This is a genomic window from Nocardia sp. NPDC005745 (assembly GCF_040630775.1).
In the GTDB taxonomy this organism is placed as follows: Bacteria; Actinomycetota; Actinomycetes; order Mycobacteriales; family Mycobacteriaceae; genus Nocardia.
This window is the reverse complement of the sequence record NZ_JBEXYF010000018.1, coordinates 142,741-159,136: the sequence shown is the minus strand read 5'-3', so window position 1 is coordinate 159,136 and position 16,396 is coordinate 142,741. Positions and strand designations below refer to the sequence as shown.

The 16,396-nt window shown below is 70.9% G+C and carries 9 protein-coding genes; 5 read left to right on the top strand and 4 right to left on the bottom strand.

Features of this window, described 5'->3' with window-relative positions; translation table 11 throughout:
- Positions 1-5: 5 nt before the first annotated feature.
- Together ABZ420_RS20565 and ABZ420_RS20560 are read right to left on the bottom strand one after the other, a co-directional pair.
- Positions 6-10,079 (bottom strand): HAD-IIIC family phosphatase, encoded by a 10,074-nt coding sequence (locus ABZ420_RS20565; protein WP_357124931.1) that lies wholly within the window; start codon positions 10,077-10,079, stop codon positions 6-8.
- Positions 10,080-10,167: 88 nt separating this feature from the next.
- On the bottom strand, positions 10,168-11,460 hold the full coding sequence (locus tag ABZ420_RS20560) for a glycosyltransferase (RefSeq protein ID WP_357124928.1): 1,293 nt from the start codon (positions 11,458-11,460) through the stop codon (positions 10,168-10,170).
- A 785-nt stretch (positions 11,461-12,245) separates the two neighbouring features.
- Between ABZ420_RS20560 and ABZ420_RS20555 the strand changes: the two genes are divergently transcribed.
- From ABZ420_RS20555 to ABZ420_RS20540, 4 genes are all read left to right on the top strand, one after another.
- On the top strand, positions 12,246-12,581 hold the full coding sequence (locus ABZ420_RS20555) for an Lsr2 family protein (RefSeq protein WP_062970637.1): 336 nt from the start codon (positions 12,246-12,248) through the stop codon (positions 12,579-12,581).
- Positions 12,582-12,707: 126 nt separating this feature from the next.
- Positions 12,708-13,724 (top strand): iron-containing redox enzyme family protein, encoded by a 1,017-nt coding sequence (locus ABZ420_RS20550; RefSeq protein WP_357124925.1) that lies wholly within the window; start codon positions 12,708-12,710, stop codon positions 13,722-13,724.
- Between the two features lie 31 nt (positions 13,725-13,755).
- The gene (locus tag ABZ420_RS20545; protein WP_357124922.1) at positions 13,756-14,409 is read left to right on the top strand and encodes a HemK2/MTQ2 family protein methyltransferase; all 654 of its coding nucleotides are present in this window, start codon (positions 13,756-13,758) and stop codon (positions 14,407-14,409) included.
- Complete coding sequence (locus ABZ420_RS20540; protein WP_063052993.1) at positions 14,387-14,596, top strand: CDGSH iron-sulfur domain-containing protein; 210 nt, start codon at positions 14,387-14,389, stop codon at positions 14,594-14,596. The genes ABZ420_RS20545 and ABZ420_RS20540 overlap by 23 nt, the downstream gene beginning before the upstream one ends.
- A gap of 7 nt (positions 14,597-14,603) precedes the next feature.
- On the opposite strand, the gene ABZ420_RS20535 is transcribed toward ABZ420_RS20540, so the two are convergent.
- On the bottom strand, positions 14,604-15,092 hold the full coding sequence (locus ABZ420_RS20535) for a CinA family protein (protein ID WP_357124918.1): 489 nt from the start codon (positions 15,090-15,092) through the stop codon (positions 14,604-14,606).
- 134 nt (positions 15,093-15,226) lie between these two features.
- On the opposite strand from ABZ420_RS20535, the gene ABZ420_RS20530 reads away from it, so the two are divergent.
- Positions 15,227-15,727 (top strand): hemerythrin domain-containing protein, encoded by a 501-nt coding sequence (locus ABZ420_RS20530; protein ID WP_357124915.1) that lies wholly within the window; start codon positions 15,227-15,229, stop codon positions 15,725-15,727.
- Between the two features lie 54 nt (positions 15,728-15,781).
- On the opposite strand, the gene ABZ420_RS20525 is transcribed toward ABZ420_RS20530, so the two are convergent.
- Positions 15,782-16,393 (bottom strand): NAD(P)H-dependent oxidoreductase, encoded by a 612-nt coding sequence (locus tag ABZ420_RS20525; protein ID WP_357124912.1) that lies wholly within the window; start codon positions 16,391-16,393, stop codon positions 15,782-15,784.
- Positions 16,394-16,396: the final 3 nt, after the last annotated feature.

Genomic DNA, 16,396 nt, shown 5'->3' with positions numbered 1-16,396 from the left:
CATGATCAGCGCGCCCAGGACCGGAACGTCCGCAGGCGATCCAGCGGTACCTCGACTTCGAGCCGCTCGGCGTCGGTGGCGCCACCGCCGAGCGCGGCGGACAACCGGCGGGCGGGGACGTTGCGCTCGGTGCGGTGGACGGTCATGCGCACCGTCGTGCAACCCAGCGCGGCCGCGCGGTCGGCCAGCCAGCCCAGCAGGTGTTCCTCGACGCCACGTCCGAGGGCGCGGCAGCTGAGATGCCATCCGCGCACACCCAGCGCGGTCCCGTCGGCGCGCAGCGCGAGCACGGCGATCGTTCCGTAGTCGCCGAACCGGTCGCGCGCCGCCGCGGTCCACACCTCGCCGTCCTCCTGCCAGCGGTCGATATCCTGTTCGGTGCTCGGGCCCAGAACGAATTGGCTGGTGCGCCGGATCAGCTGAGCGGCACGCGCCCGGCTCCGGCCGGAGAGCCGCTCGACGGTCACCACCAGGTGCAGACTCTCGAGGAACCGCGCGAAGTCCAGTTGTTCGCGGGCCAGGTCGCGTTCGCGTTCGTGCCGGTAGAACTCCGCCCGCTCGGCGTCCTCCGCGGTCATCGCCACCGGCGTCACCGGCCACAACCGGGTCAGGAAGGCCTCCAGTTCCTCGATCGGCGGACAGGTCACCGCGAGCACTTCCGGCAGTCGGGAACGCATCTTCGCGATCTCCACCGGGTTGTCGTCGAGATAGACCACGTCGTCCGATGCCAGACGCAAGGTACGCGCGGCCTCCTCGAGCCGTTCGGCCTTGCTGTCCCATCCGGTGGAGACGATGGCGAAGTCCGCGGCGCGCAGCGGACTGTCCGGACGGTCCAGGACGGCGTGCACGGAATCGTCGTCGTTGTTGCTGATCAGCACCAGCAGGGTGCCCGCGGCACGCCACTGCCGCAGCCGCCGCGCCAGCGTGATCCGCGGCGGGTCGAAGGTGACCGCCGCGGGCCCGATTTCGCCTACGACGCCGCTCCACAAGGTGTCGTCGCCGTCCACGGCGATGACTTTCGGGGCGGGCAGCAACGCGACGCGCGCGACGGCGGCGAGCGTCAGCGCCACCGCCGCCTGGAACTCCTCGGTGAACGGCAGGTGCGCCAGCGCGTCGGTCTGCTCGTCGAAACGGTGCGCCACCGGGTGGTCACGGGTCCAGTCGGCTTCGGTGAGCACCGCGACGCCGGGAATCTCCCGCAGCCGTTCGGCGGTCAGCCGCTCCCACCGCAGCAACCGCTCGTCGAGGTCGGGGGCGGGAAGCAGGCCGACGATGATCGGCACCCGGGCACGCTCGGCGGCCTCCCGGACGGCGGCGGGGTACTGCTCCGCCAGTTCGGCGAGCGAGTCGTCGGCGAGCGGACCGAATCGCTCCAGGTCCGCCGCCCGCAGCAGCACGATGCCCAGAGCGGTCGACGGCTGGGCGAAGACCCCGGACGGGTCGCGCAATCCGGCCAGAACGTGATGGTAGGGCGCTTCGAGCACGGTCCGGCCGTCCGCGCCGTGGGCATGCGCCGCCGCGCTGTACAGATCCGGCAGCTTCCCCAGCGCGAACGTGGCCCCGAACGCGACGCCTCGCGGTGTGTCCGTGCGCGGTGGGCGCACCGGCAGCCCGGAGTGCTCGACCACCTCGCCGAGCAGCGCCAGGTAGTCCTGCCCGAGACGGGTGCAGGTCGCGTCGTCGATGATGTCGGCGTTGTAGGTGAACCAGACCTGATCCGCGTCGGCCAGCACGGCCACCATGAGGTCGAGATCGGAGTAACCGGTCCCCACCGGAACCAGGTCCGCGCGATGGACGGCGGAATTGGCCCGCAGATAGTTGAAGTACACCTCGACCAGCGGCGCGTTGTCCCGATACAGGCCCTCCGCGGCGAGCGTGGTGAGTACGTCGGAGAAACCCGCTCCGGGCACCAGCAGCCGCCGCAGCCGGTCGCCGGTCCGGCGCAGCAGGTCATCGATCGACTCGCCGGGCTCGACGGTCGCCGGATAGGGCACCGGCACACCGAAATAGCCGACGGCTGTCGGCGCGTCGGCGTGGATGCGGGTGTCCACCGGGACGGCGAGCGCGAAACGATCGGTGTCCTGCCGCCGGGCCAGCAGCACCGTCAGCGTGCCGAGGAACAGCGCCGCCGGCGTGATGCCCAGCTCCCGGGCCCGCCGCGCCGCGCGAGCCTGCAGCCCAGCGGGCAGTTCCAGCAGCACCTCCCCGGCTCGGTGACTGCGCTGCGCGGGCCGGGGATGGGCGAGGGTGAGGTCGAGGCGGCGGCAGTTGGCGAACTCCCCGCGCCATGCGGCGTCGGGCTCGGCCTGCGGTGCCTGCGCGGCGAGCAGATCGTGGATGTCCTTGTTGGACAAGATTTCCGGGGAGGCCGCGCCGGACAGCTCGGCACCGATCTCCCCGGCGACCAGCATCATCGATTGGACATCGCACATGCCGTGGTGGGCGCCGAAGATCAGCGTCTGTTCGCCGGACTCGGACGTCAGCAGTTCGAACCGCCACAGCGGCCCCTGCGCCAGGTCGAACGGTTCGCGCATCAGTTCACGGAACCGGGCGCGCGCGACGGCGTCGTCGAGCCGGTCGACGGCCGAACTGCGCAGCAGCGGCCCGCCCGGGCGGGACCGCACCTGCAGCCGGGTGCCGTGCTCGTCGCTGGGCACGATCACCGTGCGCAGCGCGGCGTGGCGTCCGGCGAGGCGGGCGAGCATCGCTTCCGCTTCGGCGTGGTCGATCGCCCTGGGCAGGCGCATGGCCAGTCCGCCGGTCTGGGCGACACTCGGAATGCCCTGCTGGGCGGTGCGCAGCAGCCGCATCAGATCTCGGGTGACGGGCAGGGTGACCACCTCGGGGACGTCCTGCTCGGCCGGGCGCGCGGCAGGTACGGCGGTGTCCGTGTGCGCCGCCTCGGCGACGAGGTATTCGGCCAGCGCGGCCGCGCTCTGGTTGGCGAGGATCTCGCCGAGCGGGACCAGGATGCCGGTATCGTCGCGCAACCGGTTGCGCAGTTCCACCGCCATCAGCGAATCCATGCCCAGCCCCTGGAACGACCGGTCCGGTGCGATGGCGTCGGCACCGGTATGCCCCAGCACGTCGGCGGCGACGCGCGCCACCACGTCCACCGCGACCGCGGTCGCCTCACCGGGCGGCAATCCGCGCAGCCGCTCGGCGAAGCGCGACCGCACCGACGGGTCGGCGACGTCGCGGTGCGCGGCCGTGCGGCGCGCGGGCGGACGGATCAACCCGCGCAGCAGCAACGGCACGTACGGCGCGCGCCGCATCGCGTCGGCATCGATCCGCATCGGCGCCAGCACCGGCTCGGCCCGCCGTAGCGCCGCGTCGAACGCGGCCAAACCGTCCTGCGCGCCGAGCGGGCGTATGCCGGAGCGTTCCATGCGACGGATGTCCGCCGCCGCCATCACCTCGTGCATGTCCAGGCTCCACGGACCCCACGCCAGCGACTGCGCGGTGCGCCCACGGGCGACGCGCTGGGTGGCGAGGGCATCGAGGTAGGCGTTCGCGGCGGCGTAGTTCGCCTGACCGGGATTGCCCAGGACGCCCGCCACGGACGAGAACAGCACGAAGCACGACAGATCCATGCCCGCGGTCAGCTCGTGCAGGTGATGTGCCGCGTCGACCTTCGGCCGCAGTACCGCGGCGAGCCGGTCGGCGGTCAGCGAGCCGAGCGTGCCGTCGTCGAGCACCATCGCGGCGTGGACGACGCCGCTGAGCGTGCGTCCGCGCAGCACCTCGGCCAGCGCGGCGCGATCGGCCACGTCGCAGCGGGCGAAGACCACGTCCGCTCCGAGACCGGTGAGTTCGGCGCGCAGCTCGTCGGCGCCGGGACCGTCGGCGCCCCGGCGGCTGACCAGCAGCAGCTTGCCGACCCCGTGCGCCCGCACCAGATGCCGGGCCAGCAGCGAGCCGAGCCGTCCCGGCGCTCCGGTGACGAGCACGTACCCGTCGCCGAACTCCACGCTGCTCGCCGCGGCCTCGGCCATGGGCGCTCGCGCGAGCCGCGGCGCGGACAGGTCGCCGTCGCGCACGAGAACCTGTGCCGCTCCGGTGGCCAGGACGGTCGCGATATCGACCTCGGCGTCGGCGCTGTCGACCAGCACGATGCGATCCGGGTTCTCCGACTGCGCCGCCCGCGCCAGGCCCCAGACCGCCGCTCCCGCGGTGTTGGGGACGTCCTCGCCGGGCAGCGCCATCGCCCGGCGGGTGCGCACGACGATGGTCGCCGCCGTCAGGCGGGGATCGTCGAGTGCCGCTTGCAAGGCTTCCAGCGTCCGCCGGACCGCGGCGTGCACGGCGTCGATCGAATCGCCCTCGGCGACGTCGATGAGCACCGCCTCCGGCGCCGGATCGTGCGGGCCGAGCAGCGACCAGGGCACGGCCGCGACCGGCCGGACCGCCGCCGGCGCCGCGAGCGCCGACCACTCCGGCCGGAACAATGTGCGATGCGCGGCGGACAGCGCCCCGTCGAGCACCTGCACGGCGGGCGCGGGCCGCAGGATCAGCGACCGCACCGACACGACCGGGCGGCCGGTGTGATCGTTCGCCAGGACACGCACCCCGTCCGAGCCGTCACGGGAGATCCGGACGCGCAACGCCGTCGCGCCGGAGGCATGCAAGCTCACCCCCGCCCAGGCGAACGGCAGCAGCGGCGAACCACTGTCGTCGGCGCCGAGCAGCAGCGCCGCGTGGAGGGCGGAGTCGAGCAACGCGGGATGGATCTCGAACCGCGCGGCGTCGCCGTGCGCGGACTCCGGAAGCGCCACATCGGCGAAGACTTCCTCTCCCCGCCGCCACGCCGCGCGCACCGAACGGAACAGCGGCCCGTACCGGTGTCCGCGATCGGACAGCCGCGCGTACATGTCGGCCACGTCCACGGCCGTCGCACCCGCCGGAGGCCACTGCGCGGTGTCGCCGCCGATGGTTTCGGCTCTGCGGGTCGCCGCCAGCACCCCGCGTGCGTGCAACGTCCACGAGGTGTCGAGATCGCGCTCGAGGCGGGAGTGGATCGACACCGGGTGGTCACCGTCGGGGTCGGCGTCGGCGACCACCACTTGGATCTGCACCGCGGCATCCTGCGCGAGCACCAGCGGCGCGTGGAGCACGAGTTCGCGCACGTGTCCGGCGGCCACCTCGTCACCGGCGCGGACCGCGAGCTCGACCAGCCCGGTACCGGGCAGGACGACCGCGGCGGGGGCGGCGTGCTCGGCCAGCCACGGATGCGTTCGCAGGGAGATCCGGCCGGTCAGCGTCACGCCGCCGGAATCGGGGTGCGGCACGACCGCGCCGACGAAAGGATGACCGGCGGGCCGCAACCCCAGTGCCGCGGCGTCCTCGGACACCGACTCGGTCCAGAACCGCCGCCGGTCGAAGGCGTAGGTCGGCAGCTCGACGCTGCCGCGCGCGGGCACAAGGCGGGACCAGTCCAGGTCGCGGCCCGCCACCCAGAGCGCGGCCTGGGCGCGGGCCAGGCTGCGTGGCCCGTCCTGGTCGCGCACCAGCGAACCGACCGCCACGACCTCGCCGCCGATGTCCTCCGCGACCGCCCGCACCGCCGTGGTCAGCAGCGGATGCACCCCGAGCTCGACGAAATACCGGAACCCGTCGCCGATCATGCGCTCGATCGTGCTCGCGAACCGGACCGGTTCGCGCGCGTTGCGGTACCAGTAGCCGCCGTCGGCGGAGTCGTCCGCCATCTGTTCGCCGAGCACGGTGGAGTACCACGTGACGTCCGGTGGGGCGGCGCTCAACCCGGCGAGTTCGTCCAGCAGTCGCTGCCGGATCGGTTCCAGCAGCGCCGAATGCCCCGCCAGCGCCGGTCCCGCGGCCAGCACCCGCACCTCGACCTGGTCGTCCCGCAGTGCACGCACCAGTGTCTCCACCGAGTGACGGGCTCCGGCCACGATCGTCGAGCCGGGCACATTGATCGCCGCGACCGACACCGCCTCGTCGGCTGCCAAGTGTTCCGCGAGCCGGTGCGCGGGCAGGCCGACCATCGCCATCGCGCCTTCCTCGGTGATGTCCGCCATCAGGCGGCTGCGTGCCACGACCACGCGGGCGGCGTCGTCGAGGCTCAGCGCGCCCGAGACGTAGGCCGCGGCGATCTCGCCCTGGCTGTGCCCGATCACGGCATCCGGTGTGACGCCCGCGTCCCGCCAGGTGGCCGCGAGCGCCGCCATCGTGGCGAACAGCAACGGTTGCACGACGGTGAAGTCGCCGAGTTGCGCCGCGGTGAAGGTGAACAGCCCGGTCGCCAGCGACCAGCCGGTGCGGTGCCGGAACGCTTCGTCGCAGCGGGCGAACTCGGCGCGGAACACCTCCGACCGGGCCAGCATGTCGCGTGCCATCCCCACCCACTGCACGCCTTGCCCTGGGAAGACGAACGCCGTCTTGCCCGCGGTGAGCGCCGCGTCCGTGGCGGCCACGACATCGGGCGCTGCCCGTTCCTCGACCAGATCGCCCAGACCGGACAGCATTTCGTCGCGTGTGCCCGCGACCACGACGGCCCGCCATTCGAACGGTGTGCGCTGCAACGCCAGCGAGCGCGACACCGGGGCGGGGTCCAGCGCGGGGTCACCGGTGACGTGCTCGAGCAGGCGACGCGCCTGACCGTGCAGCGAGGCCCGGTTGCGGGCCGAGATCGGCAGCAGCGCGACCCGGCGGTCGTCGGGAGCGTCGTCCAACGAGCCGGAGGTGTCGTCTACGGCGGGCGGGTCCTCGAGGATCAGGTGGGCGTTGGTTCCGCTGAGCCCGAACGCACTGACGCCCGCGCGACGGGGCCGATCGCCCCGAGGCCATGGTGCCGAATCGGTGTGCACAACCAAACCGCTACCGGCCCAGTCGATGTGCGATGTCGGCGGCCCGTCGTGGGCCATCCCCGGTATCCGCTCGTGCTGTAGCCCGAGAACCAGTTTGATGACCCCGCCGATTCCCGCCGCGGCCTGGGTGTGGCCCACATTGGACTTCAGCGAGCCCACGCCGAGCGGGCGCCCGGGTTCGCGGCCGGGACCGAAGACGCGCGCCAGGGCGCGGGCTTCGATCGGATCGCCGAGGGCGGTGCCGGTGCCGTGCGCTTCGACGTAGTCCACGTCCGCGGGCGTCAGCCCGGCCGAGCGCAATGCCGCCTTGATGACCTGCTCCTGCGCGAAACCGTTGGGAGCGCTGATGCCTTGGCTGCGGCCGTCCTGGTTGACCGCGGAGCCGCGGAACACCGCGAGCACCCGGTCGCCGTCGCGCCGGGCGTCGTCGAGCCGCTTCAGCAGCACCAGACCGGCGCCCTCGGCCCACACCGTGCCGTCCGCCCCCGCCGAGAACGGCGCGCACCGCCCCGTCGGCGACAGCACACCGAGTTTGCACAGCTCCACGTGCGCGGTGGGGCTCATCAGCAGCGTCGTGCCGCCGGCCAAGGCCAGATCGCATTCGCCCGCGCGCAACGCCTGCGCGGCCAGGTGCATGGCGACGATCGAGGAGGAGCACGCGGTGTCGAGGGTGACGGCCGGACCGTGCAATCCGAGTGTGTACGCGACTCGCCCGGATGCCACGGCCGGCGACAACCCGGTGCCGACCTGCCCGTTCAACTGCTGCGGAGCCGGGTCGGCGAGATAGCCGGTGCTGTACACCCCGAAATAGACACCGGTCATGCTGCCCTGCAACCGCCTGGGGTCGCGACCGGACCGTTCGATCGCCTCCCAGCTCAGTTCCAGCATGAGCCGCTGCTGTGGGTCCATCACCGCCGCCTCACGCGGGCCGATACCGAAGAACGCGGCGTCGAACTCGTCCACCCCGGTGAGGTATCCGCCGCGGAAGGTGTACGCCTTGCCCTCGGCGGCCGGGTCCGGGTCGTAGAGCCCGTCGGTGCTCCAGCGCCCGGGCGGCACCTCGGAAAGGCCGTCGCGTCCCTCGTCCAGCAGGCGCCACAGCGATTCCGGATCGTCGGCGCCGCCGGGGAAACGGCAGGCCATCGCGATGATCGCGATGGCATCGTCGGTGCGCCCGGACGGGACGGGCGCGGCCTCGGTCCCGGTGCGTGCCTGCGCCAGGACAGGCCCGGCGGCGGGTTCGCTGTCGGTGCGCTGCCGGTCCGGGACGGGTGCGGCCCCTGCTTCGGCGGGGTGCAGCGCCGCCACCACTTGCGCGATGGTGGGGTGCTCGAAGAACAGGTTGGTGTCCAAGGTCCGCCCGACCTGGTCGGACAGCTCCACGACGAGTTCGACCAGATCGGCGGAGCCGAGGCCGAATTCGACCAGCGGCCGGTGCACGTCGATGCGCGCCGGATCGAGATACGCCAGCCGGGCGATGATGTCCACCAGTCGGCTCTGCATGGCTTCGGCGGTCATCGCCGCACCGCCCGGTGCGGTGGGCGGGACGCCGACCTCGTCGAATTCGCCTCGGAGGGACAGCAACGGGGACAACGCGTCGTCGAGATAAGCGGCGCGGCAGGCTTGCCGCTGCACTTTGCCGCTGCTGGTCTTGAGCAGGGCGCCGGGCCGGATCAAGACCACCGATCGCAGCGTGAGTCCGTGCTCAGCGCCGATCGCCGCGCGGATCGCGTCCTCGGCGTCGGCGAGTTCGGCCGGATCCTCGGTGCGCACCTCCGCGACGACCACGGGCAGTTCCCCGTCGAGGCCCTCGTCCACGGAGAACGCGGCGACGCAGCCCGCGCGCACGGTCTCGTGCGCGGTTTCGGCCGTCAGCTCCAGATCCTGCGGGTAGTGGTTCTTGCCGTCGACGATCAGCAGATCCTTGCGCCTGCCCGTGACGAACAGCTCACCGCCGGACACGAAACCCAGATCCCCGGTACGCAGGAAAGCGCGATCGTCGTCGCCGAGCCGGGCATGGAAGGTCTCGGCGGTGGCCGCTTCGTTGCCGAAATATCCGGCGGCGACACTGGTCCCGGACACCCAGATCTCGCCCTCGGTGCCCTCGGCGCATTCGGTGCGGCGCTCGGGGTCGACGATGACGATCGACAGCCCTTCGGCCGCGCGTCCCACCCCGGCCAGCTCGGAGCGCCCGGGCGGCAGGACCACCGTCGGAGGCGCGCCGAGTTCGGCGGCGCTGACGATGAGCGTCGCCTCGGCCAAGCCGTAGACCGGCTGGAACGATTCGGCGCGGAATCCGGCGCTCGCGAAGGTGTCGGCGAACCGGCGCACGGTGGCCGGACGCACCGTCTCCGAGCCGTTGAACGCCACCTTCCAGCCGCGCAGGTCGAGCCGGTCGATCTGCGCGGAGGTCATCCGGCGCAGGCACAGCTCGTAGCCGAAGTTGGGACCGCCGCTGGTGTGCGCGCCGAACTCCGACACCGCCTGCGGCCAGCGTTCGGGTCGTTGCAGAAAGTGCCGGGGAGACAACAGCACCGCGTTCGCGCCGACGAACATCGTCTGCAGCACCGGCGCGATGAGCCCCATATCGTGGTACATCGGCAGCCAGCTGACGAACAGCGCGTCGGTGAGCGAGGCCAGCACCTCCGGCGTATGGCCCAGTGCCGTGGCGATGGCGCGCTCGTTGTGCAGCAGGTTCGCGTGGGTGACCACCACGCCGCGGGGCGCGCTGGTCGAACCCGAGGTGTATTGCAGGAAGGCGACCGAGTCCGGGCCGACGGCGGGCTGTCGCCATGCGGCGGCCGCGTCGTCGGGGATCTCGTCGGTCGCCAGCCACGTGAGCGCACCCAGCTCGGGAACTTCCGCGACCGCCGCGGTCGCGTCGACGCGGACCCGGCCGGTGGTGAGCACCGCGCCGACGTCGGCGTCGGTGACCATGTGCCGCAACCGCCGCAGCGAGCGGGCGTCCAGTTGCGGCAGTGGCGCGGGCACGGCGACGACGTTCGCGGCCAGGCAGCCGAAGAAGGCCGCGATGAAATCCAATCCGGACGGATACAGCAGCAGCGCCCGGCGGATGCCACCGTCTTGCAACGTGGCGGCGATGGCCCGCGCCCGGGCCGACACGGCGGCGTAGGCGATCTCGTCGATGGCGCCGTCGGCGTCACCGGTGCGCAGGAAGCGGTACGCCGTGGTGCCGGTCAGGGTCTCGCCGCGGGCGAGCAGGACATCGACGAACGAACGGTAATCGGTCATGCGGTAACAACCTTCGGAACTCGACTGTCACGGTGGTCGTGCGCGCGCCGGACGACGCCGCGATCGCGCGCGGCGGCTGCCCGGCGTTTCATGGTCGGGGTGTCGCGGCGGCCAGTTTCTCGGCGGCGTCGACCGCGGCGAGTACGCCGTTCTCCTGCGCGACCGTGCGGCCGGTCTCGGCCGCTCGCTGCCGTACCCGAGGCGTGAGGGTCTGCGCCAGCGCCTGGTGCAGACGATCGGTGGTGATCGTGCGATAGGGGAACGTGGCGCCGATACCGAGCGCGGCGATCCGCCATCCGTAGAAGAATTGATCGCTGTGCACCGGGATCACCACGGCCGGAATCCCCGCCCGCACCACGTCGTGGGTATTTCCGCTGCCGCCGTGATGCACCACCGCGGCGCAGCGCGGCAGGACGCGGTCGTAATCGAACGAATCGATGATCAGCAGGGCGCGGTCGGCGCTGAAACCTTTCGGGAATCCCTCGCCTTTCACGGTGACGAGTGCCCGGGCTCCCAAGCGCGCGCAGACCGTCGCGATCATCTCTCGGCATTCCACCGGATCGAGCACGGGCATTCCGGTCATGCAGAAATAGATCGGGGGTTCCCCTTCGTCGAGCCACGCGTCGAGTTCCGGGTCGACGACCGCTTCGCCCCAGGCGTCGCGCAGCGGCGGGGGCAGAACGGAGGCGCCCACGATCGTGGCGCGTTCGGGCCAATCGTGCGGCTTCGGCAACAGCACGGGGCTCACCATGTGGACGAGCGGTATCCGTTCGGCACGCAGCCGCCGGAAAGGATTGCGCGGCCTGCCCGCCAAACCCATCTGACGGCGCAATTGACGGTCGACCTTGCGATACAGGAACGTGTAGGACAATTCGAAAAGGCTGTAGGTCGCCCGCGACAGAATCCGGGACGAGGTCATGTTCTTCGCCATGAACGACGACGGGAACTCATCGGTGCGTTCGAGCGGGTAGGGCAGGCAGCCGATCACCGGGGTACCGGTCTTCTCGCGGAACTCCATCGCCCACGGCAGCGTCGAGGCGCACGCGACGACGACATCGGCGGACGCGCAGGTTCGCGCGAGCACCTCGTGCATCGCCACACCACGTTCACCCTCGATGATCCGCACCGTGTCGAGCATGATGCGAATGAACGGCAGCGTCTTTCCGGAGGCCAGTGCTCGCTTCGCCGCGGTCGTCTCGAGCAGTTCCGCGGCGTCGAAGGGGATCACCCGGGGCTCGAAGCCCGCCTTGCGCACGATGTGCGCTTGATTGCGGGTGGCGGTGATTTCCACTTCGTGCCCGCGGGCGCGGAATTCGTGCGCCAACGCGAGATACGGTTGATGATCGCCCCTGGTACCTGCGGGCAACAAGGCCACACGCATACTATCGACTTCCGCTCGTGCACTGGGCTCGTCCGGCCGGATTCCACGAATCGGCCGATATCTGGTTCGTTGCAGGGATCCGCCTCCCGCGGACGTCCTGCTCGCTCGACAGAGTTCGGAACGGTACTCGGCCCCCCGCCGTTCTCAACGGGCCGACACTGTTCGCAGAATCGGGAGATGATCCTTTCGTCCGAAGGTGAGCCGACCGGCCGCGTCACACCCGGCGTGATCGGCTCCTGCGGAACCGGCGCAGGCCAGTATTCCGGCTCGACCGGGCGCCGTCCAGACTAGGCGCGGGCCGAATCGTTCCCTTCTCACCGGTGGGAGTGGTCCGACCGCGATGTCGCGCGTCGGATCGGCGAAAACTTCTCGGCGGCAGCCGATTCCGGCGCGCGGGGATGCTCGGGTGCGGAGTGCGAACGACCATTTCGGTGCCGTGCACCAGCCCGGCGCCGGCCGGTGACCCGCCGTCGTGCGGGTCGAGCCCGGTGACCGCCGCCACGACACCGGCGTCGGCGGTGCCCCCGGAATCCGGGGCATCGCCGGAAATGTCCGTGCCACAGCCAGCCTCGTCCGGGTGGATCCGAGTGCGGAGTTTGCGGCTTCGCCCGATGCGCGGGCAATATGTGGAGGCTCGACGGTTGTCGGCGTGCGTCGCTCGCTGCGACTCATCCCGTGCCGCGGAAGGGACCCCGCCGTTCCAGGGGCGGAACCGATCTGTTATCTACTGGCTACGATTGTTTTTTCGACTGCACGCGCTCGGTAACCGTGAAGGGATTATCTCTATGGCACGCAAGGTCGTCGTGACACTGGTCGATGACTACGACGGCAAGTCTCAGGCCGAGGAAACAGTGTCTTTCGCCGTGGACGGCGTGGCCTACGAGATGGACTTGTCGGCGGACAATGCCGGTCAGTTACGTGGATTCTTCGAGCAATGGGTTCCGTATGCCCGCAAGGTCGGTCGCGCGCGCCGCGGCCGCGGCGGTGTTCTGCGGTCGGCGAACGATCGGGAACAGGCCACGGTGATCCGGGAATGGGCGCGCAAGAACGGCATCGATGTGTCGGCGCGTGGACGGATCTCCGCCGAGGTCGTCGAGGCGTACAAGAAGGCGAACGGGTAATTCCGGAAAGTTCATCGATCGGTGGCCTGAAGTGCCCGCGCCGCGGCGGCGGCGCGGGACGGCCACACGGCATACTTTTCCGCGCGATGCCGCGATAACAGCGCCGCCCCGGGGTAAGCGACCGGTATGACGGTCATGTTAGGCGCCCCGAAGCAGGAACTACCCCGCCCGCGCGGCGAGCTGTCGGAAGCGGTGGTGGAGCTGCTGCGCGGCGAACCGGGTGGCTCGGTGCCGGAGCCGGGTCCGGCGGATCCGTATGGCGAAGACCTGCACCTGGCTCTGCACACCTGCTACGAGCTGCACTATCACGGATTCCCGGCGGTCGACGCGGGATGGGAATGGGATCCGGGCCTGCTGGGTCTGCGCGCCGCGCTGGAGCAGCGGTTCCTGCGGGCGCTGCGCGAGGACGTACCCGGCGGTGGGGATCTCGACGCGGAGCTCGACCAGTTGCTGGTCACCCCGGCCGACCCGGACGGAGTGAGCCGTTTCCTGCGCGACGAGGGCGAGTGGTGGCAGATGCGCGAATACTTCGTGCACCGTTCGATCTACCACCACAAAGAGGCCGACCCCTACGCATGGGTGATTCCCCGGCTGCGCGGCCAAGCCAAGGCGTCGCTGGTGGCGGTCGAGTTCGACGAGTTCGGGGCCGGGCGCGGCGAACGCGTGCACGCGCAGCTGTACGCCGACCTGCTGGCCGCCGCCGGTCTGAATCCGGACTATCTGCATTATCTGGACGTGGTTCCCGCGCCGATGCTCGCGCTGGTGAACATGATGTCGCTGTTCGGGCTGCACCGGTCGTGGCGGGGCGCGCTGGTGGGCCATTTCGCCACGGTGGAGATCACCTCCCCGCCCGGCGCCCAGCGGTTGGTGCAGGCGCTGGAGCGCTTGGACGCCGATCCGGCGTGCGTGCTGTTCTACCGTGAGCACGTCGAAGCCGACGCGGTGCACGAGCAGATCATGCGCACCGGGGTGATCGGCGACCTGCTGCGGCGCGAACCCGAGCTTACCGAGTCGGTGGCGTTCGGTATCCAGGTGACGAATCTGCTGGAGGACCGATTCGCTGATCATGTGCTGGAGTCCTGGCGCGCGGGTCGCGGCTCGTTGCGGGACGGCGGGCGCGGGCGTGGCGGCGCGGACGATTAAGCAGCGCTCGGCGGGCTATTCGCCGAATGTGATGTTGATTCGACCTCCCGGCGTCTATTCGCCGCAGCTGGACACCTGGTTGCTCGTCCGTGCTCTGGCCGAAGCGGGCGTTCCGCGCGGGGGGCACGCGTTGGACGTGTGTACCGGAACGGGCGCCTTGGCCGTCGCCGCCGCGTACACGGGAGCCGCGCGGGTGACGGCGGTGGACGTGTCCCGTTCCGCCGTCGTGTCCGCGTGGTTGAACTGCCGGCTGCGCGGCATCGACGCGGAGGTGTTGCGCGGTGATTTCAGCGCGGTCCTCGGCGGGCGCAGTTTCGATCTGGTGCTGGCCAATCCGCCCTACGTCCCCGCGCCCGAGGGCACCGACAGCCGCGGCCTCGCCCGGGCCTGGGACGCCGGGGCCGGAGGCAGGGCGATCCTCGACCAGTTGTGCGCGGCGCTGCCCGTTCTGCTGAAACCGCGGGGGGTAGCGTTGATCGTGCATTCGGCGCTGAGCGATCCGGATTCGACCTTGGCGCAACTGCGTGAGCGAGAACTCAAGGCCGCGATCGTGGCACGGGCCACCGTGCCGTTCGGGCCGGTGCTGCGCCGGCGCGCGCAGTGGCTGGAATCGGCCGGGCTGATCGGGCCCGGTCAGCGAATGGAAGATCTGGTGGTGATCCGTGCCGACCGCATCCGACAATGAGCAGTGGCGGCGAGTGACGCTCACCGCCGACGGTCCCGCCCTGATCGAGGGTCCGGTGGAGTTCGTCACCGCGGACGGGCGGACGGTGCGCTCCGACCGGTTCCTGGTGGCGTTGTGCCTGTGCAAGCGCTCGAAGAACTATCCGTTCTGCGACACCAGCCACCGCAGGCATCGCCGTTCGTCGTGACCGCGGGTCACGCTCGGGCACCGTCCGAGCCCAGCGAGCGGACGGTGTCGAGCAGTGATTCGGTGGCGCAGGCGACGGTCTGCTCGACCACCTCCGCCGGTTCGCCGTCGAACTGACGGTGCCACGCGCGCACGCCGTGCTCGGTGGCGATCGCGAACCAGACCGAGCCCGGCGGCTGACCGTCCTGCGGGTCCGGGCCGCCCGCACCGGTGACCGCTACGGAGACAGCCGCTTTCAGCAAGCCGCGGACTCCGGTGGCCATCGCTTCGGCCGCCGTCTGGGACACCACCGGCACGTCGGGCACGCCCAGAACCGTGCGCTTGACCTCCGTGCTGTAGGCCACCAGGCCGCCGCGGAACCATTCGGACGAGTTCGGCGCCGCGCCCAGCGTGGCAGAAAGCCGGCCGGAGGTGAGCGATTCGGCGACCGCCACGGTGATCTCCGACCGCTGCGCCGATTCGGCCAGCTCGTGTGCGTTCTCGTCCGCCTGTGGCATCTGCGTCCTTTCTGCGCTGTCTGCCGCTCACCATACGGCCCGGCCCGTGTCCGACCGCACGGCAGCCACTCCGTTTCGGTGCGGCGGCGCCGGGAATGTCGGCAGAGAACCGGCCCTGACGCAAGGAGAAAGCGATGACGACCGACGCGATCGTGCTGCTGCGCGACGACCACAAGGCGATCCGGAAACTGTTCCGCGAGTTCGAGAAGGCGGGCGAGGACGCCACGCAGACCAAGGGCAAGGTGGTGAAGAAGATCATCGAGGCGCTCACCGTGCACACGTATCTCGAGAACGAGTGCATGTACCCCGAGGTCCGCAAACTCGTTCCGGAGCTCGAGGACGACATCCTGGAGTCCTACGAGGAGCATCACGTCGCCGACGTGCTGGTCACCGAGCTGTCGATGATGAAGCCCGACGACGAGCGCTTCACCGCCAAGACCACCGTGCTGATCGAGAACGTCGACCACCACATCGACGAGGAAGAGAACGAGTGGTTCCCGAAGGTGCGGGAAAGCCTGGGGCGCAAGCAGCTTCAGGAGATCGGGGCCCGGATGCAGGAACTGAGGAAGAAGGCGCCGACCTCGCCCGCCCAGCCCTCGGCGCTGAAGAAGACCGTGGACGCCGTGCTGGCTTGAACAGACGACGGCGCCGGCGCCTCGGGGGAGGCGCCGGCGCCGTCGTGTGGGCGGTCAGTCGGCGGGCGGGTACTGCTGGACGCCCAGCAGCCGGGCCAGGTGGGCGGCGTTCCTGGCCAGCGCGGCGGTGGCCGAGGCCACCGCCTTGGGCACCGAATCGAGATCCTGGTAATCGGTGCCGCCCATGGCTTGATCGTTCCAGTACGTGCAGCCCTGCGCCGGAATGGTGAATCCGATGTCGTTGAGCCCTTGGAACAGATCGGCGACGATCTTGTGCGCGCCGTCCTCGTTGCCGACCACCGCGACCGTGGCCACCTTGCCGACCATCGCCGGACGGCCCGCGTCGTCGGTTTCCGACAGCTCGGCGTCCAATCGCTCCAGCACCCGTTGCGCCACCGACGACATGTGCCCGACCCAGGTGGGGGTCGAGACCACCAGGATGTCGGCCGCCGCGACCTGCTCGCGAATCGAGGGCCACTGGTCGCCGGGGCCCTCGTCGGCGGTGACGCCGAGCAGCACGTCGTAGTCCACCACGCGCAGCACCGTGCCCCGCACGCCGTGCCCGGCCAGTTCGTCGAGCACCTGGCGGGCGATGAGGTCGCTGCTGGATTCGGCGGGCGACTTCTTCAGGGTGCACACCAGCGCGAGTGCGGTGGGTCCGGCCATGAA